22 protein-coding genes are annotated in these 24,440 nt (G+C 53.2%); 1 reads left to right on the top strand and 21 read right to left on the bottom strand.

Annotation, left to right across the window (positions count from 1 at the left end; translation table 11 throughout):
• Nucleotides 1-6: 6 nt before the first annotated feature.
• The 8 genes from ACF8PE_RS09060 to glmU all read right to left on the bottom strand — a co-directional run bounded on the left by ACF8PE_RS09060 (nucleotide 7) and on the right by glmU (nucleotide 10,180).
• Complete coding sequence (locus ACF8PE_RS09060) at nucleotides 7-1,545, bottom strand: carbohydrate porin (RefSeq protein WP_144839844.1); 1,539 nt, start codon at nucleotides 1,543-1,545, stop codon at nucleotides 7-9.
• 327 nt (nucleotides 1,546-1,872) lie between these two features.
• The gene (phoU, locus tag ACF8PE_RS09055; protein ID WP_032615518.1) at nucleotides 1,873-2,598 is read right to left on the bottom strand and encodes a phosphate signaling complex protein PhoU; all 726 of its coding nucleotides are present in this window, start codon (nucleotides 2,596-2,598) and stop codon (nucleotides 1,873-1,875) included.
• Nucleotides 2,599-2,612: 14 nt separating this feature from the next.
• Nucleotides 2,613-3,386 carry a phosphate ABC transporter ATP-binding protein PstB gene (gene pstB / locus ACF8PE_RS09050; protein WP_032615517.1) on the bottom strand — a complete coding sequence of 258 codons (774 nt, stop codon included), beginning with the start codon at nucleotides 3,384-3,386 and terminating at the stop codon, nucleotides 2,613-2,615.
• Nucleotides 3,387-3,433: 47 nt separating this feature from the next.
• A complete protein-coding gene (pstA, locus tag ACF8PE_RS09045; protein ID WP_032615516.1) occupies nucleotides 3,434-4,324 on the bottom strand; it encodes a phosphate ABC transporter permease PstA in 891 nt (296 codons plus the stop codon).
• The gene (pstC, locus tag ACF8PE_RS09040) at nucleotides 4,324-5,283 is read right to left on the bottom strand and encodes a phosphate ABC transporter permease PstC (protein ID WP_032615515.1); all 960 of its coding nucleotides are present in this window, start codon (nucleotides 5,281-5,283) and stop codon (nucleotides 4,324-4,326) included. The genes pstA and pstC overlap by 1 nt, the downstream gene beginning before the upstream one ends.
• A gap of 128 nt (nucleotides 5,284-5,411) precedes the next feature.
• On the bottom strand, nucleotides 5,412-6,452 hold the full coding sequence (gene pstS, locus ACF8PE_RS09035; protein ID WP_032615514.1) for a phosphate ABC transporter substrate-binding protein PstS: 1,041 nt from the start codon (nucleotides 6,450-6,452) through the stop codon (nucleotides 5,412-5,414).
• A 323-nt stretch (nucleotides 6,453-6,775) separates the two neighbouring features.
• Entirely contained in the window at nucleotides 6,776-8,605 is a 1,830-nt protein-coding gene (gene glmS / locus ACF8PE_RS09030; RefSeq protein ID WP_032615513.1) for a glutamine--fructose-6-phosphate transaminase (isomerizing), read from the bottom strand.
• A 204-nt stretch (nucleotides 8,606-8,809) separates the two neighbouring features.
• Nucleotides 8,810-10,180, bottom strand: a complete 1,371-nt coding sequence (glmU, locus tag ACF8PE_RS09025; protein ID WP_032615512.1) for a bifunctional UDP-N-acetylglucosamine diphosphorylase/glucosamine-1-phosphate N-acetyltransferase GlmU — start codon at nucleotides 10,178-10,180, stop codon at nucleotides 8,810-8,812.
• Nucleotides 10,181-10,523: 343 nt separating this feature from the next.
• Here glmU and ACF8PE_RS09020 point away from each other — a divergent pair, with 343 nt between their 5' ends.
• Entirely contained in the window at nucleotides 10,524-12,617 is a 2,094-nt protein-coding gene (locus tag ACF8PE_RS09020; RefSeq protein WP_392494783.1) for a right-handed parallel beta-helix repeat-containing protein, read from the top strand.
• 337 nt (nucleotides 12,618-12,954) lie between these two features.
• Here the strand turns inward: ACF8PE_RS09020 and ACF8PE_RS09015 are convergent, their stop codons facing one another.
• From ACF8PE_RS09015 to asnC, 13 genes are all read right to left on the bottom strand, one after another.
• A complete protein-coding gene (locus ACF8PE_RS09015; protein ID WP_032615508.1) occupies nucleotides 12,955-13,374 on the bottom strand; it encodes a F0F1 ATP synthase subunit epsilon in 420 nt (139 codons plus the stop codon).
• Between the two features lie 20 nt (nucleotides 13,375-13,394).
• Nucleotides 13,395-14,777 (bottom strand): F0F1 ATP synthase subunit beta, encoded by a 1,383-nt coding sequence (gene atpD, locus ACF8PE_RS09010; protein ID WP_032615506.1) that lies wholly within the window; start codon nucleotides 14,775-14,777, stop codon nucleotides 13,395-13,397.
• Nucleotides 14,778-14,803: 26 nt separating this feature from the next.
• Nucleotides 14,804-15,667, bottom strand: coding sequence for a F0F1 ATP synthase subunit gamma (atpG, locus tag ACF8PE_RS09005; protein WP_032615504.1), 864 nt, complete (start codon nucleotides 15,665-15,667; stop codon nucleotides 14,804-14,806).
• 50 nt (nucleotides 15,668-15,717) lie between these two features.
• Complete coding sequence (gene atpA, locus ACF8PE_RS09000; protein ID WP_032615502.1) at nucleotides 15,718-17,259, bottom strand: F0F1 ATP synthase subunit alpha; 1,542 nt, start codon at nucleotides 17,257-17,259, stop codon at nucleotides 15,718-15,720.
• Between the two features lie 12 nt (nucleotides 17,260-17,271).
• Nucleotides 17,272-17,805 (bottom strand): F0F1 ATP synthase subunit delta, encoded by a 534-nt coding sequence (gene atpH, locus ACF8PE_RS08995; RefSeq protein ID WP_032615500.1) that lies wholly within the window; start codon nucleotides 17,803-17,805, stop codon nucleotides 17,272-17,274.
• Nucleotides 17,806-17,819: 14 nt separating this feature from the next.
• Nucleotides 17,820-18,290, bottom strand: coding sequence for a F0F1 ATP synthase subunit B (gene atpF, locus ACF8PE_RS08990; RefSeq protein WP_032615498.1), 471 nt, complete (start codon nucleotides 18,288-18,290; stop codon nucleotides 17,820-17,822).
• A gap of 53 nt (nucleotides 18,291-18,343) precedes the next feature.
• On the bottom strand, nucleotides 18,344-18,583 hold the full coding sequence (gene atpE / locus ACF8PE_RS08985; RefSeq protein WP_000429386.1) for a F0F1 ATP synthase subunit C: 240 nt from the start codon (nucleotides 18,581-18,583) through the stop codon (nucleotides 18,344-18,346).
• A gap of 49 nt (nucleotides 18,584-18,632) precedes the next feature.
• Nucleotides 18,633-19,448 (bottom strand): F0F1 ATP synthase subunit A, encoded by an 816-nt coding sequence (gene atpB / locus ACF8PE_RS08980; RefSeq protein ID WP_032615496.1) that lies wholly within the window; start codon nucleotides 19,446-19,448, stop codon nucleotides 18,633-18,635.
• 8 nt (nucleotides 19,449-19,456) lie between these two features.
• Nucleotides 19,457-19,837: a F0F1 ATP synthase subunit I gene (gene atpI, locus ACF8PE_RS08975; protein ID WP_059306914.1), complete on the bottom strand. Its 381-nt coding sequence runs from the start codon at nucleotides 19,835-19,837 to the stop codon at nucleotides 19,457-19,459.
• 615 nt (nucleotides 19,838-20,452) lie between these two features.
• The gene (gene rsmG / locus ACF8PE_RS08970; protein WP_032615492.1) at nucleotides 20,453-21,076 is read right to left on the bottom strand and encodes a 16S rRNA (guanine(527)-N(7))-methyltransferase RsmG; all 624 of its coding nucleotides are present in this window, start codon (nucleotides 21,074-21,076) and stop codon (nucleotides 20,453-20,455) included.
• Between the two features lie 73 nt (nucleotides 21,077-21,149).
• Nucleotides 21,150-23,039 carry a tRNA uridine-5-carboxymethylaminomethyl(34) synthesis enzyme MnmG gene (gene mnmG / locus ACF8PE_RS08965; RefSeq protein ID WP_032615490.1) on the bottom strand — a complete coding sequence of 630 codons (1,890 nt, stop codon included), beginning with the start codon at nucleotides 23,037-23,039 and terminating at the stop codon, nucleotides 21,150-21,152.
• Nucleotides 23,040-23,412: 373 nt separating this feature from the next.
• Nucleotides 23,413-23,862, bottom strand: coding sequence for an FMN-binding protein MioC (mioC, locus tag ACF8PE_RS08960; protein WP_130588052.1), 450 nt, complete (start codon nucleotides 23,860-23,862; stop codon nucleotides 23,413-23,415).
• Nucleotides 23,863-23,951: 89 nt separating this feature from the next.
• Nucleotides 23,952-24,410, bottom strand: coding sequence for a transcriptional regulator AsnC (asnC, locus tag ACF8PE_RS08955; protein ID WP_032615488.1), 459 nt, complete (start codon nucleotides 24,408-24,410; stop codon nucleotides 23,952-23,954).
• Nucleotides 24,411-24,440: the final 30 nt, after the last annotated feature.

The raw sequence follows: 24,440 nt of genomic DNA, 5'->3' as shown, positions 1-24,440 counted from the left end.
ATCCGGTTACCACCAGATTTCAGCCTGCGCGCCAATGGCAAACTGATCCTTTTTTTGGTCTTCAAAGGTGAAATTATCTAAATCCGTCTCGTCCGCTTTAATATACGTTCCATAAAAACGCAGTTCCGGGCGGGAGGTCAACATACTGGTATTTACTTTGAAGGTATGGAACAGCGTGGCTTTATAGCCGGACTCATAATATTTATTGCCGGTCAGATCGGTATTTTGCTGTCTGAAATAACCCAGCTCAACGCCGGTTTGATTATATTGATCCCAGATATAGGCCGGGCGAACAACGGCGCGAATGGACTCGAAATCGGAATGGGCACCGGTTTCATAGCTGTAAATGTCATTGCCGAAGGAGTAGACCAGCGCATTGGCCATGATGATGTCATCCCGCAGATACATCTCCCCCTGCGAGGCTACCCGTACCGCCGTCCCGTTGGTGTGATCGCCGTAATATCTGCCGTTGAAAGTGGTAAAGGGGCTGGAACCGGCATAACGCGAGAAGCTGCTGGCAATGGAGTTATTCGCCAGCAGGACGGAAAACTCGTTGAAACCGCCCGTATCCAGTTTTTGCGTTAAAGTGGTGCCGACCATCCAGGTGTCTTTCCACGGATAATAGCCGTTATTGTCCTGATTATACTTCTCGCTGGAGCTTTGATTGGCCGCGACGTAGCGCCCGCTAACCATCAGCGAGGCTTTGTCCCACAGCGGCAACTCCTTATAACGCAGGTCGATGGTATTCGTATTCAGCTGCTGCTTGTTTTTAAGCTGGCGGTCATAGTCATCCACGTCTTCACGCACCAGCGCAATATCCACCTTGCCTGGACCCACTTTCCAGTTTTCCAGCCCGACGCCCGCGGCGGCATCCGTTCGTTGGGTTTTCCAGTCCAGCATCTGGATTTCGATCTTCGGCGCGCCATGCTTCCCGACCCAAAAATCCGCCTCCGGGGCAAACGGCAGGAAGCCCTGGGTGGTGACGTACATATCGGAGAACTGCAAATAGTTCTCTCCGCCCGCGTTATCGCCAAACCAGCCGGTGGAGTACTGCTGACTCACGTTGCCATCCAGCATCACAATAGCATCGACGCGTTTATTGCCTTCGTGATAGACCCGCTGCTTAAGCTGTAAGTCGAACCAGCCGGAATATTCGTTGCCCAATCGCCCCAGCGAGCCAATAGCCCAGGATTTTGGGGCACCATGGGATGCGGTGCCCCATCCGGAGCGAAAGTAGCCGTTATAGCTGAAACCAATTTCATCCTTCACGAATTTACTGAAGTCTTTCAGGGTGACAGAGGAATAAATATCCCCGGTATGGGTGTCCTCCGTTTTAACCAGTACAGCATCGGGCTTTTTCGCCGGGCTGGTGACCTGTGTTTTGACGATCTCCTTATCCTTATATTGCTGAAGCTCTGCCTGGGTCTCTTTTAACGCCTTTTCCAGCAATTCAAGGCGCTGCTCCACCGTTAACGACGCCGCGCCAGCCTGAGCGAGAGGGGTCATCATTAAAATGGCCGAGGTAATAAGGGTTCTCCTGAACATAATACGCGTTCCTGTTTATTTATTTTAAAAATAAAAAAACCTGAAAGCGATTCACCTCCGCATGGAGATAATCACTTTCAGGTTTTGCCCGCTTAATAGCGGTAACAATCCAGTTTTGCTTAATAACGTAATTAGCGCATTAACGTATTTCTGGGGCTTGCGTTAACGTCGGAATGTTTTAAGGGAGAAGAGAAAAGAAAACAACCGGAAAAATATTGAAATGTGACTGTCGGCAATATTATTGCACGAGAGAGAAAAGAGTTATTCGCAGGGGAAATATTTAGATATTTAAATATAACGCCAGCTTAGCTGGCGTTACGGGAGGCATTACTCTTTCGGATCTTTTCCGGCGAGCATTTTGTCCAGTTCATCCCCGCCAACGTGACGGAAATCCTGGCCCTTCACGAAGTAGAAGATGTATTCGCAAATGTTCTGGCATCGGTCACCGATACGCTCGATAGAGCGGGCGCAGAACAGAGCAGTCAGGACGCTTGGAATGGTGCGCGTGTCTTCCATCATGTAGGTCATCAGCTGACGCACAATGCCTTCGTACTCCTGATCGACCTTCTTGTCTTCACGGTAGATACGTATGGCTTCATCCAGATCCATTCGCGCAAAGGCATCCAGCACGTCGTGCAGCATCTGCACGGTGTGACGGCCCAGCGACTCCAGACTCACCAGCAGCGGCTGGTGCTGCTGGGAGAACTTCTCCAGCGCGGTGCGGCAGATTTTGTCCGCCACGTCGCCAATACGTTCCAGCTCGGCGATGGTCTTGATGATCGCCATGACCAGACGCAGGTCGCTCGCCGTCGGCTGACGCTTGGCGATGATGCGCACGCAGGCTTCGTCAATCGCCACTTCCATCATGTTGACGTGTTTGTCGCCTTCCACCACACGCTTCGCCAGCTCGCTGTCCTGGTTGTGCATCGCGGTGATGGCATCAGAAAGCTGCTGCTCTACCATTCCGCCCATGGTCATCACCTGGGTGCGGATACTTTCCAGCTCTGCGTTGAACTGGCCGGAAATGTGTTTATTAAGATTGAGATTATCCATTGCGCACTCCTGAATCAGCCGTAGCGTCCGGTGATGTAGTCTTCTGTTTGTTTCTTCGCGGGCTTGGTGAACAGATCGTCCGTGTTACTGAACTCAATCAACTCGCCCAGGTACATAAACGCCGTATGGTCTGAACAACGTGCAGCCTGCTGCATGTTGTGGGTAACGATCACCACGGTGTAATCCTGTTTTAACTCGGTGATCAGCTCTTCGATACGACCGGTAGAGATCGGATCCAACGCTGAGCACGGCTCATCCAGCAATAACACTTCCGGGCGAATGGCGATACCACGCGCAATGCACAGACGCTGCTGCTGACCACCGGAGAGAGAGTATCCGCTCTGGTGAAGTTTATCTTTGGTTTCGTTCCATAATGCGGCCTTGGTCAAAGCCCACTGTACACGCTCGTCCATGTCGGCACGGGAGAGCTTTTCAAACAGGCGCACGCCAAAGGCGATGTTGTCATAGATGGACATCGGGAACGGTGTCGGTTTCTGGAACACCATACCCACTTTCGCACGCAGCAGGGCGATATCCTGGGTATTGGTCAGAATGTTGTCGCCATCGAGCAGGATTTCGCCTTCGGCGCGCTGCTCTGGATAGAGCGAATACATCTTGTTAAAGGTACGCAGCAGCGTGGATTTCCCGCAGCCCGACGGACCGATGAATGCCGTGACCTGGTTCCTGGCGATATCCAGGTTGATGTTTTTCAGGGCATGGAACTTGCCGTAGTAGAAGTTCAGATCACGAACCGAAAGAATACCTGGGGCAGTATCGACCATACTCATTGACTCATTTCCTCATCCGGCGCCGCTGAGTGCCACGCCGTAAATAATTAACCGTGTTTCTTCTTCGCGAAAATAACGCGCGCCAGAATGTTCAGTAACAGTACGCACAGGGTAATAATCAGTACCCCGGCCCAGGCCAGTGACTGCCATTCGGCAAACGGGCTCATCGCAAATTTAAAGATCGTCACCGGCAGGTTGGCGATCGGCTGCATCATGTCCGTGCTCCAGAACTGATTAGAGAGCGCGGTAAAGAGCAGCGGTGCGGTTTCACCGGCAATACGGGCCACGGCCAGCAGTACGCCGGTCAGGATCCCGGAAACGGACGCTTTCAGGGTGATGGCAGAAATCATCTTCCACTTAGGCGTTCCCAGTGCGTAGGCCGCTTCACGCAGGCTGTCCGGCACCAGTTTCAGCATGTTCTCGGTAGTACGGATGACGATAGGCACCTGCAGCAGCGCCAGCGCAATCACCCCAGCCCAGCCGGAGAAGTGTTCCATCTGCGCCACCACGATGGTGTAAACGAACAGACCGACCACAATCGAGGGGGCAGAGAGCAGAATGTCGTTAATGAAGCGAATCACTTCTGCAATCCAGGACTTACGGCCGTACTCCGCCAGATAGATCCCCGCCATGATGCCCAGCGGCGTACCGAAAACGGTCGCCCACAGGATCAGCAGGCCGCTGCCCGCCAGGGCGTTTGCCAGACCGCCGCCCGCCGTGTTCGGTGGTGGGGTCATCTCCGTGAACAGCGCCAGCGACATGCCGTCGATACCGCGCGTCACGGTGGAGAACAGGATCCAGATCAGCCAGAACAGACCAAATGCCATGGTTGCCATCGACAGCGTCAGGGCGATGCGGTTTTTCATGCGCCGTCTGGCCTGCATTTTGCGGCGAGATTCTGCCAGCTCCACGGTGTTTTGCATTTCAAGCGTTGCCATTAGCGTGCCCCCTCATTTTTCGCGAGGCGCATGATCATCACTTTGGAGATCGCCAGCACGATGAAGGTGATAACAAACAGAATTAAGCCCAGTTCCATCAGCGCGGCAACGTGCAGGCCCGATTCCGCTTCAGCGAATTCGTTAGCCAGCGCCGAGGTAATGCTGTTACCCGGCATGTAGAGCGAGGCGCTGTCGAGCTGGTAAGTGTTACCGATGATAAAGGTCACGGCCATGGTTTCACCCAGCGCACGACCCAGGCCCAGCATAATGCCGCCAATCACCCCATTTTTGGTGAACGGCAGAACGATGCGCCAGATAACTTCCCAGGTGGTGCAGCCGATGCCGTAGGCCGACTCTTTCATCATCACCGGGGTTTGTTCGAAGACATCGCGCATTACCGCCGCGATGTACGGAATAATCATGATGGCGAGGATCACGCCTGCGGCCAGAATCCCGATACCGAATGCCGGACCGGAGAAGAGGGCGCCCACAAACGGGATGGCGGAAAGGACGTTGCCTACCGGCTCCTGGAAGTAAGTCGCGAACAGCGGCGCAAAGATAAACAGGCCCCACATGCCGTAAACGATACTCGGGATCGCAGCCAGCAGCTCGATGGCGATACCCAGCGGACGTTTCAGCCAGTTTGGTGCCAGTTCAGTCAGGAACAGGGCGATACCAAAGCTCACCGGTACGGCAATCAGCAGGGCGATAAATGAGGTCACCAGCGTGCCGTAGATCGGCACCAGCGCACCGTAGATATCGTTCGGCGCATCCCACTCTTTGGTCCACAGGAAGGAGAAACCGAATTTCTGGATGCTTGGCCAGGAGGAGAAAATCAGAGACACGATAATGCCGCCCAGCAGCAATAGCACAATCAGCGCAGCCAGTTTTACCAGCGCGCTGAAAATCATGTCACCTTTTTTACCCGGAGGGTTAAATGCAGGCTTGGTTGCAGCCATAAATTACTCTTCTGTTTGAGACGTCTTACGAATATGCCCGGTGGCGCTAACGCTTACCGGGCCTACAGGTGGAGCCGTAGGGCGGGTTAGCGCCAGCGCCACCCGCCATCTTCGTCAAAAATATCCTGTTAGTACAGCGCTTTACCGCTGCTGTCTTTCACGTTGGTTTTCCATGCAGCACGAATCTGCTCAACCACGCTGTCCGGCAGGCTCGCGTAATCCAGGTCGTTAGCCTGTTTGCCGCCATTTTTGTATGCCCAGTCGAAGAACTTCAGCACTTCAGTGCCCTGCTCTGGTTTCTTCTGATCTTTGTGAACCAGGATGAAGGTGGTGGAGGTGATTGGCCACGCGTCGTCACCTTTCTGGTTCGTCAGGTCCTGAGCGAAAGATTTGCTCCAGTCAGCGCCTTTAGCGGCGTTGGCAAAGTTCTCTTCCGTCGGGCTTACCGGTTTGCCATCAGCAGAGACCAGCTTGGTGTACGCCAGGTTGTTCTGCTTAGCGTAAGCGTATTCTACGTAGCCGATTGAGCCAGGCAGACGCTGTACGAAGGCGGCGATACCGTCGTTACCTTTACCACCCAGACCGGTTGGCCAGTTAACGGTAGAGCCGGAACCGACTTTGGATTTCCACTCTTCGTTCACTTTCGCCAGGTAGCTGGTGAAGACGAAGGAGGTACCGGAACCGTCAGCACGACGAACCACAGCGATGTTCTGCGAAGGCAGTTTCACGCCCGGGTTCAGTTTAGTGATGGCTTCGTCATCCCATTTCTTGATTTTTCCGAGGTAGATATCACCCAGAGTTTTGCCATCCAGCACCAGCTCGCCGGACTTCAGGCCAGGGATATTCACGGCCAGCACAACACCACCGATAACGGTCGGGAACTGGAACAGGCCTTCCTGCGTCAGTTTTTCATCAGACAGCGGAGCGTCAGATGCACCGAAATCAACGGTATTTGCGGTAATTTGTTTAACGCCACCGGAGGAGCCGATACCCTGGTAGTTCACCTTGTTACCAGTCTCTTTCTGGTAGGTATCAGCCCATTTGGCATACACCGGCGCAGGGAAGGTTGCACCAGCACCAGTCAGGCTTGCCTCTGCAAACACAGAGAACGCGCTCATCGATAAGGTCGCGGCGACAACAGTTGCGACAGTGGTACGCATAACTTTCATAATGTCTCCTGCAAGATTTTCGTAAATCATTGTTTAGTGGCTACGATGAGCAAAATAGGACAAACAGGTGACAGACAAATGTACGAAATATGACAGTTTTATGACAGTGAAATTTGCACCAGGAATTTAGCAAAATAAAGATTTAATATCAGCAAGTTAGATAACAACATGACAGATTTTTTTCAGAAAAATTTTCTTTCTGTGACAAAGCAAAAAGTAGCTGAAGATGACGGATTGTCATATACGGAAGCGGGAAAAAACGGATGAAAAAGCGAGCGGGGGCAGGTTAAAAAAGCTCCACCCGAAGGTGGAGCCTGAGGGGATTACTCTACGGTAACGGACTTCGCCAGGTTACGCGGCTGGTCAACGTCGGTGCCTTTAATCAGCGCCACGTGGTACGCCAGCAGTTGCAGCGGTACGGTATAGAAGATTGGCGCAATCACCTCTTCTACATGCGGCATCTCGATGATGTGCATGTTGTCGCTGCTGGTAAAGCCGGCATCCCGATCGGCGAAGACATACAGCACACCGCCACGGGCGCGCACCTCTTCGATGTTGGATTTCAGTTTTTCCAGCAGTTCGTTGTTAGGTGCCACCACGATAACCGGCATATCCGCGTCGATCAGCGCCAGCGGGCCGTGTTTCAGCTCGCCTGCGGCGTAGGCTTCCGCGTGAATGTAAGAGATTTCTTTAAGCTTCAGCGCGCCTTCCAGTGCGATTGGGTACTGATCGCCACGACCGAGGAACAGGGCGTGATGCTTGTCGGAGAAATCTTCCGCCAGCGCTTCAATGCGTTTGTCCTGAGAGAGCATCTGCTCAATACGGCTCGGCAGTGCCTGCAGACCGTGAACGATGTCGTGCTCAATCGCCGCATCCTGGCCTTTCAGACGAGCCAGTTTCGCCACCAGCATCAGCAGAACCGTCAATTGGGTGGTGAACGCTTTAGTTGAGGCCACACCGATTTCGGTGCCCGCTTTGGTCATCAGCGCCAGATCGGATTCACGCACCAGTGAGGAACCTGGTACGTTACAGATCGCCAGCGAACCGAGGTAACCCAGCTCTTTGGACAGACGCAGTGCCGCCAGGGTGTCAGCGGTTTCGCCGGACTGGGACAGGGTGATCATCAGGCTGTTACGGCGCACAGCCGATTTGCGATAGCGGAATTCAGAGGCGATTTCCACGTCGCACGGCACGCCAGCCAGCGCTTCAAACCAGTAGCGAGAAACCATACCGGAGTTGTAAGAGGTGCCGCAGGCCACGATCTGAATATGCTCGACGTTAGCCAGCATCTCGTTGGCGTTTGCCCCCAGCTCGCTCAGATCCACCTCACCATGGCTGATGCGCCCAGTCAGGGTGTTTTTGATGGCGTTAGGCTGTTCGTAGATCTCTTTCTGCATGTAGTGACGGTAAGCACCTTTGTCACCCGCATCGTACTGCAGGCTGGATTCGATATCCTGACGCTTCACCGGCTCGCCTGCTTTATCAAAGATCGTCACGTCGCGGCGGGTCACTTCGGCAATGTCGCCCTCTTCCATGAAGATAAAGCGACGGGTCACCGGCAGCAGCGCCAGCTGATCGGAGGCGATAAAGTTCTCGCCCATTCCCAGACCGATAACCATCGGGCTGCCCGAACGGGCTGCCAGCAGGGTGGACGGGTCGCGGCTGTCCATGATCACGGTGCCGTAGGCGCCGCGCAGCTGAGGGATAGCACGCAGTACGGCTTCACGCAGCGTACCGCCCTGCGCCAGTTCCCAGTGAACCAGGTGGGCGATCACTTCGGTGTCAGTTTCAGAAACGAAGGTGTACCCGCGTGCAGTGAGTTCTTCGCGCAGCGGCTCGTGGTTTTCGATGATGCCGTTATGCACCACCACAATGTGTTCAGAGACATGCGGGTGCGCGTTGCCTTCCGAAGGTTCACCGTGGGTCGCCCAACGGGTATGGGCAATGCCTGTGCCGCCGTGCAGCGGGGTTTCTTCCGCGGCTTGTGCCAGCATGTTTACTTTACCGAGGCGACGCAGACGGGTCATGTGCCCTTCTGCATCGACCACTGCCAGACCGGCAGAGTCATAACCACGGTATTCCAGACGACGTAACCCTTCGAGAAGGATTTCAGCAATATCACGCTGCGCGACTGCGCCAACAATTCCACACATAGTTTTAGATTCCGAATAGAGGCTTTCGCCTGCGTTGTCGCTGACCTGTATGTGCCCTTTTTGGGCGCCCCGAGCCTTGTAGAGAGTGGGGTTATATTTATTAGATACTGCCTTTGGGCGGGGGATTATGTTATCCCCTCGCCCCAAATACCGCACGATCCTCTCTCCCCTTTGGGGAGCGAGTTAAGGTGAGGGGTAAATCTCTTACTTCTTCTTCACAGGGCGTTTCCAGCCCTGCTTATGAACCTGCGGCACACGGCTGATGACCAGCTCGTTTTCCGCGACATCGCGCGTAACGGTAGTGCCTGCGGCAATGGTTACACCGTTGCCGATAGTCACCGGCGCCACCAGCTGCGAATCGGATCCTACAAACACGTCGTCACCAATAATGGTTTTAAACTTGTTCGCGCCATCGTAGTTGCAGGTGATCGTACCGGCACCGATATTTACGTTGTCGCCAATCTCTGCATCGCCCAGATAGGTCAGATGTCCGGCTTTAGAGCCTTTGCCCAGACGCGCTTTTTTCATTTCGACGAAGTTGCCGACGTGTGCGCCTTCCAGCAGCTCTGCCCCTGGGCGCAAACGGGCGAATGGCCCGATCGTGCAGGCGGCTTCAAGGTGGGCATCTTCTACCACGCTGTAAGGGCTGATTTCACAATCGTCGCCAATCACGCTGTTTTTGATCACGCAACCGGTGCCAATTTTGACGCGATTACCCAGCGTGACGTTGCCTTCCAGAATAACGTTAGTATCGATCTCGACGTCGCGCCCATGATTGAGCACCCCACGCAGATCGAAACGCGCCGGATCGCGCAGCATCACGCCCGCCAGCAGTAATTTTTCTGCCTGCTCGGCCTGATAAATACGCTCCAGGCGGGACAGCTGCAGACGGTTATTCACGCCATCCGTTTCGCTGATACGCGCCGGATGAACGGCAGCAATTTCACGCCCTTCCTGATACGCCATCGCGATGATGTCGGTGATGTAGTATTCGCCCTGCGCATTGTTGTTGTTCAACTGCGACAGCCAGCGTTTCATGTCTGCGCCATTGGCGATCAGAATACCGGTATTAATTTCCTGGATTTCACGCTGTGCGTCGGTCGCATCTTTATGCTCAACGATGCCCGTCACTTTGCCGTTTTCACGGGTGATACGGCCATAACCGGAAGGATCGTCCAGCTTAACGGTCAGCAGACCAATACCGCCCTGCGGCTTCGCAGCACGCAGGCGGGCCAGCGTCTCGACGGAGATCAATGGCACATCGCCGTAAAGCATCAGGATATCTTCATCGTCGGAGAAGAACGGGGCCGCCTGCTGCATAGCGTGACCGGTACCCAGCTGTTCTGCCTGTAGCACCCAGTTAAGATTGTCGTCACGCAGCGTCTGCTTCAGCAGATCGCCACCGTGGCCGTAGACCAGGTGGACCTGACTGGCACCCATTTCATTAGCAGCATCAATAACATGCTGCACCATCGCTTTCCCTGCCAGGGTGTGCAGCACTTTTGGAAGATCGGAATACATGCGGGTGCCTTTGCCTGCGGCAAGAATGACCACGCTCATTGCATTGTTCAACATACACGTCCTGACTGTAATTTGAGTGAAAAGTAAAACCCTTTGGCGTTGAAAATTCTACATATTTTGCGCCATAAAATGGAGAGGCGGTAAAACAGGCAACCTCACCGGTTGCGGGCAGTTTAACGGTTCTTTTTACAGCAGAGTAAAGGACTTTGCCTATGGAATATAGCGTCCTTTAGAGAAGTCTCCAGCCCACACAGCATGTTAGCTATTCTTTCGCGTCATGAATAAAGCCCTTCCTAATCAAAACGCTGTTTTAATTATTGAAATATGTGACATGTAAAAAAGAAACACCGTTTTATTCTGATGATAATAGCGCTCAATTATTACTCAGGAGAATAAGATGAAGTCTAAAATACCTCTGGCCCTGATGATGTGTAGCGCCTTTTCCGCAACGGCTAACGACCAGCCTCATATCTGGAAAGCCATTGCATTTGGGCAATCAACCGATGTGAATTTTTCTTCCAACGTGCTGCCCGAAAAAATTGGCGTCAATGATGTCACTATCGACGGCAAAAAACTTCTGCCGCAGGAGAGTGCCGATCTGGCAAAAGCGATTACGCTGGAGAGTCGTGGCGGAAAAATAGCTAACTCCCACGACGGATTAACCTTTTTCTATACCGAGCTACCGACAGACGAGAATTTCGTTTTACAGGCCAACATCCGGGTCGATCAGTTTGGACCTGAGAATGGCGCAAAACCCGCTGCACAGGAAGGTGCCGGGCTGCTGGTGCGCGATGTTCTCGGCAACCCGCGTCAACAGCCGCTAAAAACCGGATATGAAGAGTTCCCGGCGGCGTCGAACCTGGTGATGAACGCTATCATGACCCAGGATAAAAAAGATCATCAGCGAGTAAAAATGCAGGCCATCACCCGCGAGGGGATTCGCCATCCGTGGGGCGATGCCGGGGCTGCGATTAAAAAACAGAGTTATAAAGAAGAGGTGGATCTGAGCCAGACCCCCGAGTTTCGCCTCAAACTCCAGCGAACGGACGACGGGTTTATTACCGCGTGGGCACCGCTGGGCAGCGACAATTGGGTGAGCAAGAGCGTGCCACGCGCCGATCTGATTTCGGTGCAAAACCAGGAGCACTATTATGTTGGCTTCTTCGCATCACGTAATGCCAAAATCACGGTCACCCAGGCCTCGCTGACGACAACCCCTGCCCATACCGTGCCTTCAACGCCGTGGCAGGCAGAGCCGCTGCCGCTCCTGGTGCAGCTGGCTTCCGGTAACGTCAGCGCTTCCGGGGATTACCTGTTGCAGGCGCGCGCCAATGAAGACGGGGTATTCAGCGTCCGGCAAAACGAAGTGGTGATCGGTAATGAGAAAGCGGTAAAAGCAGGAGAGATGTACACCCTGCCCACCCGTCTTGAGCAGACCAGCACCTTTACGGTGGCCTTTACCCCCTCTCAGGGCACGCCGGTAAATCAGCAGCTTACCGTGGAACGCGTCGCGAACAGGAATACGGCGCTTCTCTATGCCGCACCAGACGGCAAAGCAGATGCGAAAGGCACACCCGATGCGCCGCTGGATCTCGCCACTGCCATCGCGCTGCTGGCCCCTGACGGTAAGCTGGTGCTGAAAAGCGGCGATTACCCTCGCAGCGAGATCCCACTCTCTGCCAGCGGCAGCCGCGATAAGATCAAAACGCTGCAGGCTGAGGGTAAAGTGGTGATCCATGGTCTGCTGCTCGACGCTAGTTACTGGCACATCGAGGGAATCGATGTCACGGACAAAAGCCTGCGGGTCCAGGGTAGCCATAACCTGATCGCGCGCGTCACGGCGTATCGCAATGACGACACAGGCATCCAGATATCATCCCCTGAGAAGATCGGTCGCCCGTTGTGGGCAAGCTATAACCGGGTGGTGGATTCTGAATCATATGCCAATGAAGATCCCGGCAAGATTAACGCCGATGGCTTTGCGGTGAAGATGCGGGTGGGGGAAGGTAACCGGCTGGAGAATTGCTATGCCCACGACAACGTCGACGACGGTTTTGATCTGTTTAATAAGATTGAAGATGGGGCAAACGGCGTGGTGGTGATTGAGAACTCGGTCGCCAGCAACAATACCAGTAACGGCTTCAAGCTTGGCGGGGAAGGGCAGCCAGTGGCGCACCAGATCCGCAACAGCAAAGCGACGGGCAATCATCTGGACGGCTTCACCGATAACTTTAACCCGGGCAAACTGGTGGTGGAGAACAACCTTGCGGTGGATAACCAGCGCTTCAACTATATCTTCCGCCCGAGTCCTTACGGAGACGTAACAACACAGGGGACGTTTACCGGCAACCTGTCGATCCGTAATCAGCCAGGTGAGTATGATGATGCGGTCGTGGGAAACATTGATAACACGAATTACTTTATCGTGAAGGGTGAAAGCATGAATACAGACGGGAAGGTGTTAGACAAGACTCAGGTTAAGGCCCTGTAACCTGAGCGGCGCTTCGCTTATCACACTACAGTAAGCGTGGCGCCACCCGGCAGGTCAGCAATTACAGATTGAACGTGCCGAAAGAGACGTTCATGTTGCTGAAGAGGGCGATGATTTTGTTGATGGTTTTCATGATGGCATCCTGATGTTTTTGGAGTTCAGTTATGTGACATTCATCACAAAAACGAGTCTACTCCTCAACATTTTGCCGATCAATCTTTTTGTGAGCTAAATCACAAAATAATAAAACATCGTTTTAGTTTCATTTTTAGTGAAACAGAGCCATAAAAAAAGCCAGCCTGGGATCCAGACTGGCTTTCGTACTTTCAAGCCGGTGTTACATCGCTTTTTTGGTCAACTCGATAACGCGCAGTTTCGCGATCGCTTTGGCCAGCTCTGCAGACGCCTGAGCGTAATCCACGTCGCCATGAGAGCTCTTAATGTGCTCTTCTGCTTTACGCTTCGCTTCCAGAGCTCGCGCTTCGTCGAGATCCTGGCCACGAATTGCGGTATCAGCCAGTACGGTCACGCTGCCAGGTTGCACTTCAATAATGCCACCAGACAGATAGATAAACTCTTCATGACCGAACTGTTTAACGATGCGGATCATACCAGGCTTAATGGCGGTGAGCAGCGGGGCGTGTCCCGGGAAAATACCCAGTTCACCTTCGCTACCCGTTACCTGGATTTTCTCGACCAGACCAGAGAACATTTGTTGCTCTGCGCTGACGACGTCCAGGTGGTAAGTCATTGCCATATCACCCTCCGATTAAGGCGTTAAAGTTTTTTGGCTTTTTCCACGGCTTCGTCGATGGAACCCACCATATAGAACGCCTGCTCCGGCAGGTGATCGTATTCGCCTTCCATGATGCCTTTAAAGCCACGGATGGTGTCTTTCAGCGCAACGTATTTGCCCGGGGAACCGGTAAATACTTCTGCTACGAAGAATGGCTGGGACAGGAAGCGCTGGATCTTACGTGCGCGTGCTACCACCAGTTTGTCTTCTTCAGACAGTTCATCCATACCCAGGATGGCGATGATGTCTTTCAGTTCCTGATAACGCTGCAGCAGGGACTGTACGCCACGCGCGGTGTCGTAGTGTTCCTGACCTACTACCAGTGGATCCAGCTGACGGCTGGTGGAGTCCAGCGGGTCAACGGCCGGGTAGATACCCAGAGACGCGATCTGACGGCTCAGTACCACGGTTGCATCTAAGTGAGCAAAGGTGGTGGCTGGTGATGGGTCAGTCAAGTCATCCGCAGGTACGTATACCGCCTGAACGGAGGTGATAGAACCGGTTTTGGTAGAGGTGATACGTTCCTGCAGAACACCCATCTCTTCCGCCAGGGTCGGCTGGTAGCCTACTGCTGATGGCATACGACCCAGCAGTGCGGATACTTCCGTACCGGCCAGGGTGTAACGGTAGATGTTGTCAACGAACAGCAGTACGTCACGACCTTCGTCACGGAACTTCTCAGCCATGGTCAGGCCGGTCAGCGCAACGCGCAGACGGTTTCCTGGTGGCTCGTTCATCTGGCCGTAAACCAGGGATACTTTGTCCAGAACGTTGGAGTCGGTCATTTCGTGGTAGAAGTCGTTACCCTCACGAGTACGCTCACCCACGCCTGCAAACACGGAGTAACCGGAGTGCTCGATCGCGATGTTACGGATCAGCTCCATCATGTTTACGGTTTTACCTACACCCGCACCGCCGAACAGACCAACTTTACCGCCCTTCGCGAACGGACACATCAGGTCGATAACTTTGATGCCGGTTTCCAGCAGTTCCTGAGAGCTGGACAGCTCTTCATAGGAAGGTGCTGAACGGTGGATAGCCCAACGCTCTTCTTCGCCGATGTCGCCTTTCATGTCGATCGGCTGACCCAGGACGTTCATGATACGGCCCAGGGTTGCTTTACCTACTGGTACTTCGATTGGGTGCTCGAGGTCTTTAACTTCCAGACCACGACGCAGACCGTCGGAAGAACCCATGGCGATGGTACGCACAATACCGCCGCCGAGCTGCTGCTGAACTTCCAGCACCAGGCTCTCATTACCATTCTGAACCTCAAGAGCATCGTACACGCGCGGTACGGCATCCTGAGGGAATTCGACGTCAACCACGGCGCCGATTACCTGGACAATTTTTCCAGTAGCCATCTTGAATCCTCTACGAATTAACCTGGTTATACCGCGGATGCACCACCGACGATCTCGGTGAGTTCCTGAGTAATGCTGGCCTGACGAGCTTTGTTGTATACCAACTGCAGCTCTTTAATCAGGCTGCCGCCATTGTCGGTCGCGGCTTTCATCGCCACCATACGTGCGGCCTGCTCGCTGGCCAGGTTTTCTACCACGCCCTGATAAACCTGGGATTCAACATAACGACGCAGCAGGGTATCCAGCAGCGGTTTTGGATCCGGTTCATACAGGTAATCCCAGGCTTTATGCTTCAACTCTGGCTCGTCTGATGCCGGTAATGGCAGCAGCTGAGTGATGGTTGGAGCCTGAGACATGGTGTTAATAAATTTGTTGCTGACAACGTACAGCCTGTCCAGACGGCCTTCATCATAGGCCTGCAACATCACTTTTACCGGGCCGATCAGCTCGGACAGGGACGGGTTATCACCCATACCGGTCACCTGGGCGACAATATTGCCACCTACGGAATTGAAGAAAGAGACGCCCTTAGAGCCGATCATCGCGATATCGCTCTGAACGCCTTTATCGGACCATGCTTTCATATCCGCCAGCAGCTTTTTGAACAGGTTAATGTTCAAGCCACCGCACAAACCACGGTCGGTAGACACCACCAGGTAGCCCACGCGCTTAACGTCGCGTTCTTCCAGGTAAGGGTGCTTATATTCCAGATTACCGCTCGCAAGGTGACCAATCACTTTGCGCATGGTATCTGCATAAGGACGGCTGGCCGCCATACGCTCCTGCGATTTACGCATTTTGGAAGCGGCGACCATCTCCATCGCTTTAGTGATCTTTTGCGTGTTCTGGACGCTTGCGATCTTACTACGTATCTCTTTTGCGCCGGCCATGAGCTTCTCCTCAATGCCTTGCGGTCTGCCCTAAGACAGACCGCCAGACGTTACCAGGACTGGGTTGCTTTGAAGGAATCGAGCAGGCTCTTCAGCTTGCCTTCGATTTCATCGTTATAGCCACCGGACTGGTTGATCTCTTGCATTAACGGAGCGTGGTCACGGTCAGCGTAAGCCAGCAGAGCGGCTTCGAAGCTACCGATTTTCGCCAGTTCTACATCTCCCAGATAACCACGTTCTGCTGCGAACAGTACCAGACCCTGCTGTGCTACTGACATAGGGGCATACTGTTTCTGTTTCAGCAGTTCAGTCACTTTCTGACCGTGGTCCAGCTGTTTACGGGTTGCATCGTCAAGGTCGGATGCAAACTGGGAGAACGCTGCCAGTTCACGATACTGTGCCAGCGCGGTACGGATACCACCGGACAGTTTCTTGATGATCTTGGTCTGCGCTGCGCCACCAACACGGGATACAGAGATACCCGGGTTAACTGCCGGACGAATACCGGAGTTAAACAGGTTGGTTTCCAGGAAGATCTGACCATCGGTAATGGAGATTACGTTGGTCGGAACGAACGCAGAAACGTCACCCGCCTGGGTTTCGATGATTGGCAGTGCGGTCAGAGAACCGGTCTGGCCTTTCACTTCACCTTTAGTGAAGTTCTCAACGTATTCCGCGTTAACGCGGGATGCACGCTCCAGCAGACGGGAGTGCAGATAGAATACGTCGCCCGGGAATGCTTCACGTCCTGGTGGACGACGGAGCAGCAGGGAAACCTGACGGTATGCAACGGCCTGTTTAGACAGGTCATCATAAACGATCAGTGCATCTTCACCGCGGTCACGGAAGTATTCGCCCATTGCGCAACCGGCATACGGTGCCAGGTATTGCAGTGCAGCAGATTCAGAAGCGGTTGCCACAACAACGATGGTGTTAGCCAGCGCGCCGTGCTCTTCCAGTTTACGAACCACGTTAGAAATGGTGGACGCTTTCTGGCCGATAGCCACGTACACACATTTGATGCCGGAATCACGCTGGTTGATGATCGCATCGATTGCCATCGCGGTTTTACCGGTCTGACGGTCACCGATGATCAGCTCACGCTGGCCACGGCCGATTGGGATCATGGCATCAACGGATTTATAACCGGTCTGCACAGGCTGGTCGACTGACTGACGGTCGATTACGCCCGGTGCGATAACTTCGATTGGCGAGAAGCCATCGTTATCAACCGGACCTTTACCGTCGATTGGCGCACCCAGGGTGTTCACCACGCGACCCAGCAGGCCGCGGCCAACTGGAACTTCAAGAATACGGCCAGTACACTTAACCTTCATGCCTTCGGCGAGGTCAGCGTAAGGACCCATCACAACTGCACCTACGGAGTCGCGCTCCAGGTTCAGTGCGATAGCGTAACGGTTACCCGGCAGGGAGATCATTTCACCCTGCATACAATCGGCCAGGCCGTGGATGCGGATAACACCGTCGCTTACAGAAACAATAGTACCTTCGTTGTGAGCTTCACTCACAACACTGAACTGAGCAATGCGCTGCTTGATCAGTTCGCTGATTTCGGTGGAATTCAGTTGCATGCTCCAGTCCCCTTAAGACTGCAAGACGTCTGCAAGGCGCTCAAGACGGCCGCGTACGCTGCCATCAATGACCATATCACCCGCACGGATGATTACGCCCGCCATTACAGACTTATCGATATTGCAATTCAGCTTCACTTTGCGTGACAGACGTTTTTCCATCGCGGCGGTGATTTTCGCAAGCTGTTCGTTACTCAGCTCAGTCGCAGAAGTTACGTGAACTTCAACGGTGGCTTCACTGAGGGCACGCAAGTGCTCGAACTGCTCAAGAACATCCGGGAGCGCTTTCAGACGACCATTTTCTGCCATAACCCGAATCAGGTTCTGACCGTTGGTGTCCAGCTGCTCACCGCAAATGGCGATGAACGAACTGGCGAGGGTTTCCGGTGCCAGTGCACCCGAAAGCATCTCAGCCATATGTTCGTTTTTCGTTACCTCAGCGGCAAACGCCAGCATGTTCTGCCAGCGATCGACATTTTGGTGTTCGATAGCAAAGTCAAAAGCTGCTTTGGCGTAGGGGCGAGCTACCGTAACAAATTCAGACATCAGCCCCTCCCTCCTTACAGTTCAGCGACAAGTTTGTCCACGATGTCGCTGTTAGCAGCTTCATCCACGGAACGTTCGATGATCTTCTCGGCGCCAGCAACAGCCAGAATCGCGACCTGCTTACGCAGCTCTTCGCGAGCACGTTTACGCTCGGCATCAATTTCTGCCTGCGCTTGCGTCACGATTTTAGTACGTTCCTGTTCTGCTTCAGCTTTCGCTTCGTCCAGGATCTGAGAACGACGTTTGTTCGCCTGTTCGATGATTACCTGAGCTTCCGCTTTCGCTTTTTTCAGCTGGTCGGTCGCGTTGGCCTGTGCAAGGTCCAAATCTTTCTTAGCGCGTTCTGCAGAAGCCAGTCCGTCAGAAATTTCTTTCTGACGTTTTTCGATGGCTGCCATTAAAGGCGGCCATACGTACTTCATGCAGAACCAGACAAAGATAACAAACGCGATGGCCTGGCCGAGGATTGTTGCGTTCATGTTCACAGCACAATACCTCTTTAAATTTACAACTGTGGCTTAGGGTTTAAATCTACTTACTACGCGACAGCAAACATCACGTACAGACCCAGACCTACAGCGATCATCGGGATAGCATCCACCAGACCCATAACGATAAAGAACTGAGTACGCAGCAGAGGAATCAGATCCGGTTGACGCGCTGCGCCTTCCAGGAATTTGCCCCCGAGGATGCCGATACCGATCGCAGCACCGATCGCCGCCAGACCCATCATCACAGCGGCAGCCATGTACAGCAGATCCATATTCAGGTTTTCCATGACAGTCTCCAGTTTGTTTCAGTTAAAACGTAGTAGTGTTGGTAAAGAATCAGTGCTCTTCAGACGCCATCGACAGATAGACAATCGTCAGAACCATGAAGATAAAGGCTTGCAGCGTAATGATCAGGATGTGGAAAATGGCCCATGGCACATTCAGAACCCACTGTGACCACCACGGCAGAAGACCCGCGATCAGAATGAAAATCAGCTCACCCGCATACATGTTGCCGAACAGTCGCAGACCGAGAGAAATCGGTTTGGACAGCAGGCTAACGCCTTCCAGGATCAGGTTGATCGGAATAAACGCCCAGTGGTTGAACGGCTGCAAGGTAAGCTCTTTCACGAAGCCGCCTACACCTTTCATTTTGATGCTGTAGAAAAGAATCAGGATGAATACGCCCAGTGCCATAGACAGGGTGATGTTCACGTCAGCAGACGGCACCACACGCAGGGCAGGCAGACCGAAGATATGCTCGCCGATAAACGGCAGCAGGTCGATCGGCAGCAGGTCCATCAGGTTCATCAGGAAGACCCATACAAAGACGGTCAGCGCCAGCGGTGCAATCACCTTGCTCTTGCCGTGGTACATGTCTTTGACGCTGCCATGGACGAAGCCAATGATCATTTCGATGAAGGTCTGGAATTTTCCTGGAACGCCGCTGGTTGCACGTTTGGCAACGCCGCGGAAAATGGCCAGGAACAACAGACCCAGTGCCACCGAGAAGAACATGGAGTCGATATTGATCGTCCAGAAGGTGGCTGGGGGGTTATGCGGATCCACCAGCGAGAATGTACGCAGGTCCAACTGAAGGTTGTTCAGATGGTGACCTATGTAATCCTGCGGCGTCATATTTTCTGAAGCCATGATGCCTTTTACCCTTTGTTATTGATTACAGCTGGCGCCAGAACTTGTACCACCAGCACCAAAACCCACGTCACTATCAGCGGCAGAAATACCACTTTAAAAACAGCCAGCGCCATCACCAGAAGGACAAAGGTCAGCAACACCTTACACACTTCGCCCAGAGCGAAGGACCAGGCCATGCGGCCTTTGGCAGGTGTATGCGCCTGATGACGCCAGGCAAAAATCATAAACAACATATTCGGCACAACGACTGCCAAACCTCCGCTTACCGCAGAGATGCCCCAGAAGGGGTCTTTGAGGCAGAACAGCAATCCGCTTGCTATCACCGCCAGAAACTGAATGAACAGAAGCTTACGAGCAACGTTTCGACTCAAGAGCGACACAGACATCACGTTTTTACTCCTGCTCACTTCGAGGTATGTCGCGTGTCGTATAAAACTTCCTTTAAGGCTCAGAGTCAAGCAGCAAAAAGCGGTCAAATTATACGGTGCGGCCTCGTGATTTCAAACAATAAGTAGCGAAAAGGTGAATAAATGTTTAAATATTTTTCCCCGGCGCTATTTCTTAACTTTTCGTCAAACTGTGAATGACTCGTCAAAACTGCAAACCACGCGGAAACGTTGGCGATAAAGCGTGCACGAGATCACAAAATACACATTTACGATAAGGTTGAATAAATTAATTCAGTAAATCGTTATATTTCATCTTTTTGATATTACAGAGTAATTTCGGTAACTATTTTCAAAACAGCCCTGTATACATCGGAAACCTTTTATTGACATTTATAATAAATATTTAACATTGCAATCTGGTTACCCGATCCTACTTTTAGCAAGCTGATATTTTCAAAGTTTATTATATTGTGGGTTAACTACACCCTCACGTTAACCCAAAGAAAATCCATAGTAAAAAAGCGGTTAAATTAAGACTGGCTATTTCTTAATCGACCGCCCGCTTTTTAACATACTATGAACAGCACAAATTCCACATTTTTTATTATTATTTTAAAAATTGTTTGGCTTAACGATCACCAGGTGGCGCTCACCTTCCAGCTGTGGAACACGCAATTTGATGGCAGACTCCACGGTGAACCCTTCCGGCAATTGCGCGATTTCGTCTTCCGGCAGTATCCCTTTCAGGGCATAGAATCGTCCGTTCTGCGCAGGCAGATGCTTGCACCAGCTGATCATGTCATTGAGTGAAGCAAACGCCCGGCTGATCACGCCGTCGAACGGCGGCTCGGCAGGAAACTCCTCTACCCTACTCTGCACCGGATGAATATTTTCCAACTTCAGTTCATGCTGAACCTGGCGCAGGAAGCGCACACGCTTACCCAGGCTGTCCAGCAGCGTGAACTGGCACTCAGGACGCACGATTGAGAGCGGGATACCTGGCAGGCCAGGGCCGGTGCCGACATCGATAAACCGCTCACCCTGGAGGTGAGGAGCTACCACGATGCTGTCGAGAATATGACGCACCAGCATCTCATTCGGGTCGCGAACCGAGGTGAGGTTATAGGCCTTGTTCCATTTGTGCAGCATATCGACATACCCCACCAGCTGATTTTTCTGGTGATCGGTGAGCGAAATACCGGCTTGATCCAGCAGACGAGTGAGTTTGTTGAGCACGGTGAATACCTGTTTAAAAAGAATTGCCCGGTAGCGCTACCGCTTACCGGGCCGACGAAATGTTTGGCGGGGATTACGCGCTGCGGCGCAACATACCCTGTTTTTTCAGCCAGACCAGCAGAATGGAGATGGCCGCAGGCGTGACGCCAGAAATACGTGAAGCCTGGCCGATCGACACAGGTTTGTGATCGTTCAGCTTCGCGATCACTTCGTTGGAAAGACCCGACACTTGACGATAGTCCAGCATTTCCGGCAGCAGCGTATTTTCGTTGCGCTGCTGTTTCTCGATCTCATCCTGCTGACGGGCGATATAGCCTTCGTATTTCACCTGGATTTCGACCTGCTCGGCAGCCTGTACGTCGTCCAGACCCGGCGCGAACGGTGTCATCTGGATCAGCTGGTCGTAGGTCATCTCCGGGCGACGGAGCAGATCTTCGCCGCTGGCTTCACGTGAGAGTGGCGCTGACAGGTGAGCATTCACTTCGTCTACAGATTCGGTGGTTGGGTTAACCCAGGTGGACTTCAGGCGCTGACGTTCACGCTCGATGTTTTCCAGCTTCTCGTTGAAACGCGCCCAGCGCGCATCATCCACCAGCCCCAGCTCACGACCGATTTCGGTCAGGCGCAGATCGGCGTTGTCTTCACGCAGCATCAGACGATATTCCGCACGAGAGGTAAACATACGGTACGGCTCTTTGGTGCCCAGGGTGCAGAGGTCGTCCACCAGCACGCCAAGGTAAGCCTGAGAACGACCCGGTGCCCAGCCCTCTTTCTCGGCAGAGAAGCGGGCAGCGTTAAGACCGGCCAGCAGTCCCTGCGCAGCAGCTTCTTCGTAACCGGTAGTGCCGTTGATCTGGCCTGCGAAGAACAGCCCGTGGATAAATTTGCTTTCCAGGGTCGGCTTCAGGTCACGCGGATCGAAGAAGTCGTACTCAATGGCATAGCCAGGACGGACGATCTTCGCATTTTCCATCCCCTGCATCGAACGGACGATCTGCATCTGTACGTCGAAAGGCAGGCTGGTGGAAATACCGTTCGGGTAGATCTCGTTGGAGGTCAGCCCCTCCGGCTCGAGGAAGATCTGGTGCTGGTTACGATCGGCAAAGCGCATCACCTTGTCTTCGATCGACGGGCAATAGCGTGGGCCGATCCCTTCGATCACCCCGGCATACATCGGGCTGCGATCGAGGTTACTGCGGATCACATCATGGGTTTTCTCGTTGGTGTGCGTGACATAGCACGGCACCTGACGCGGATGTTGAGCCACGTTGCCCATGAACGAGAAGACCGGCATCGGATTGTCGCCATGCTGTTGTGCCAGCACGCTGAAATCAATGGTGCGGGCGTCGATACGTGGTGGCGTGCCGGTTTTCAGGCGGCTGACGCGCAGCGGCAGCTCGCGCAGACGGCGCGACAGCGGAATGGACGGCGGATCGCCAGCACGGCCACCGCTGTAGTTATCCAGTCCGATATGAATTTTGCCATCGAGGAAGGTCCCGACGGTCAGCACGACGGCTTTAGCGCGGAACTTCAGACCCATCTGGGTCACAGCCCCAACGACACGATCGTTCTCGACGATCAGATCCTCAACCGCCTGCTGGAAGATCATCAGGTTCGGCTGATTCTCCAGAGCAGTACGCACCGCCTGACGATAGAGCACACGGTCTGCCTGTGCACGGGTGGCACGAACGGCAGGGCCTTTGCTCGCGTTTAGTATCCTAAACTGGATGCCGGCATGATCGATCGCGGTTGCCATCAGGCCGCCAAGCGCATCCACTTCTTTTACCAGGTGTCCTTTCCCAATGCCGCCAATCGCCGGATTACAGGACATCTGTCCTAGCGTGTCGATATTGTGTGTCAAAAGCAGGGTCTGTTGACCCATTCGCGCCGCGGCCATTGCGGCCTCGGTGCCTGCATGACCCCCGCCAATGATGATGACGTCAAAAGGATCCTGATAAAACATGGTGGTCTGCCTCGCGTAAAGCGGTAAGAAAATGGATTGAAGCCCGGGCCGTGGATTCTACTCAACTTTAGTCGTTCGAGAAAGCACTGGGATCCTGGCTATTAAAAAGAAGATCTTTTTATTTAGAGATCTGTTTTATTGTGATCTCTTATTAGGATCGCGGGTTTCTGTGGATAAGCCGGATCTCCCGAAGAAGATCATGCGTTTAGAAAGGATCGTTTGCTGTGAATGATCGGTGATCCTGTGACGTATAAGCTGGGATCAGATCGCGATGTTATACACAGCACAAAAAGTCATCAAAGGTTATTCTTGGGATAACTACCGGTTGATCCAAGCTTTTAACCAGAGTTATCCACATCTGATCGCACGATCTTTAATCGTTTTTGAGTAAATTTTTCCATTCACCCAGCCAAAGCTCCGCTGGATCTTCCGGAATATCGTGATCAAGGATGTTGATCTTCAGCGTCTCGCCGATCTGTTGTGCCCCACAGGACTTCAGTTCGGTCTCGACTTTCTCTACGGCACCGCAAAAGGTGTCATATTCCCGGCTGCCGATGCCAATCGCCCCAAACCGGACGTTCGCCAGGTTGGGCTGCTGTTCTTTTAGCTCTTCATATAAAGGAAGAAGGTTGTCCGGGAGATCGCCCGCACCGTGGGTGGAGGTGATCAACAGCCAGATCCCGTCGATCGGCAGATCTTCTAATAACGGCCCGTGCAGCGTTTCAGTGGAAAAACCCGCGTCTTCCAGCTTTTCAGCCAGGTGTTCCGCTACATATTCAGCCCCGCCAAGGGTGCTGCCACTGATAAGAGTAATATCTGCCATAGATCGCTCGCTCATATAAAGAGGGATCATTGTACGCTGTGAGCGAGCTGGGATCTACCTGTGGAAAATGTGGGAATGAATTTGCCCGATCAGGGGCGGATGGTACGCATGATCGGGTTCTGCAGGGAGATCAGCGTCTCGGTGGACTGAATTTCATCAATTGTTTGGATCTTGTTGATAAGTACCTGCTGCAGGGCGTCGATGGATCGGCACATCACCTTAATAAAGATGCTGTAGTGGCCGGTGGTGTAGTAGGCCTCGGTCACCTCATCCAGCGCATTCAGTTTTGCCAGCGCCGAGGGATAGTCTTTGGCGCTCTTCAGAATGATGCCGATAAAGCAGCAGACGTCGTAACCCAGCTGTTTCGGGCTGACGTCGATATGTGCCCCGGTGATGATCCCCGCCTGCTTCATCTTCTCTACGCGCACATGAATAGTGCCCGGGCTGACGCCAAACTGTTTGGCCAGTTCGGCATAGGCAGTACGGGCATTAGCCATCAGGGCCTCAAGGATGCCGCGGTCCAGATTGTCGATCTGATAATTTTCCATAGCTTTTTCTTATGAAGATTAATGAATCAC

The sequence above is a fragment of the Leclercia sp. GLN_9 genome (genome assembly GCF_043105735.1).
Classification (GTDB): domain Bacteria; phylum Pseudomonadota; class Gammaproteobacteria; order Enterobacterales; family Enterobacteriaceae; genus Enterobacter; species Enterobacter adecarboxylatus.
Note: the sequence above shows the minus strand (reverse complement) of the source record. Positions and strands in the feature narration are given on the sequence as shown.

What these genes read in the sequence shown, in the direction of transcription:
- ACF8PE_RS09060 (WP_144839844.1), bottom strand. Translation starts at nt 1,545, where the DNA reads ATGTTCAGGAGAACCCTTATTACCTCGGCCATTTTAATGATGACCCCT.
- phoU (WP_032615518.1), bottom strand. Translation starts at nt 2,598, where the DNA reads ATGGATAATCTCAATCTTAATAAACACATTTCCGGCCAGTTCAACGCA.
- pstB (WP_032615517.1), bottom strand. Translation starts at nt 3,386, where the DNA reads ATGAGTATGGTCGATACTGCCCCAGGTATTCTTTCGGTTCGTGATCTG.
- pstA (WP_032615516.1), bottom strand. Translation starts at nt 4,324, where the DNA reads ATGGCAACGCTTGAAATGCAAAACACCGTGGAGCTGGCAGAATCTCGC.
- pstC (WP_032615515.1), bottom strand. Translation starts at nt 5,283, where the DNA reads ATGGCTGCAACCAAGCCTGCATTTAACCCTCCGGGTAAAAAAGGTGAC.
- pstS (WP_032615514.1), bottom strand. Translation starts at nt 6,452, where the DNA reads ATGAAAGTTATGCGTACCACTGTCGCAACTGTTGTCGCCGCGACCTTA.
- glmS (WP_032615513.1), bottom strand. Translation starts at nt 8,605, where the DNA reads ATGTGTGGAATTGTTGGCGCAGTCGCGCAGCGTGATATTGCTGAAATC.
- glmU (WP_032615512.1), bottom strand. Translation starts at nt 10,180, where the DNA reads ATGTTGAACAATGCAATGAGCGTGGTCATTCTTGCCGCAGGCAAAGGC.
- ACF8PE_RS09020 (WP_392494783.1), top strand. Translation starts at nt 10,524, where the DNA reads ATGAAGTCTAAAATACCTCTGGCCCTGATGATGTGTAGCGCCTTTTCC.
- ACF8PE_RS09015 (WP_032615508.1), bottom strand. Translation starts at nt 13,374, where the DNA reads ATGGCAATGACTTACCACCTGGACGTCGTCAGCGCAGAGCAACAAATG.
- atpD (WP_032615506.1), bottom strand. Translation starts at nt 14,777, where the DNA reads ATGGCTACTGGAAAAATTGTCCAGGTAATCGGCGCCGTGGTTGACGTC.
- atpG (WP_032615504.1), bottom strand. Translation starts at nt 15,667, where the DNA reads ATGGCCGGCGCAAAAGAGATACGTAGTAAGATCGCAAGCGTCCAGAAC.
- atpA (WP_032615502.1), bottom strand. Translation starts at nt 17,259, where the DNA reads ATGCAACTGAATTCCACCGAAATCAGCGAACTGATCAAGCAGCGCATT.
- atpH (WP_032615500.1), bottom strand. Translation starts at nt 17,805, where the DNA reads ATGTCTGAATTTGTTACGGTAGCTCGCCCCTACGCCAAAGCAGCTTTT.
- atpE (WP_000429386.1), bottom strand. Translation starts at nt 18,583, where the DNA reads ATGGAAAACCTGAATATGGATCTGCTGTACATGGCTGCCGCTGTGATG.
- atpB (WP_032615496.1), bottom strand. Translation starts at nt 19,448, where the DNA reads ATGGCTTCAGAAAATATGACGCCGCAGGATTACATAGGTCACCATCTG.
- atpI (WP_059306914.1), bottom strand. Translation starts at nt 19,837, where the DNA reads ATGTCTGTGTCGCTCTTGAGTCGAAACGTTGCTCGTAAGCTTCTGTTC.
- mnmG (WP_032615490.1), bottom strand. Translation starts at nt 23,039, where the DNA reads ATGTTTTATCAGGATCCTTTTGACGTCATCATCATTGGCGGGGGTCAT.
- mioC (WP_130588052.1), bottom strand. Translation starts at nt 23,862, where the DNA reads ATGGCAGATATTACTCTTATCAGTGGCAGCACCCTTGGCGGGGCTGAA.
- asnC (WP_032615488.1), bottom strand. Translation starts at nt 24,410, where the DNA reads ATGGAAAATTATCAGATCGACAATCTGGACCGCGGCATCCTTGAGGCC.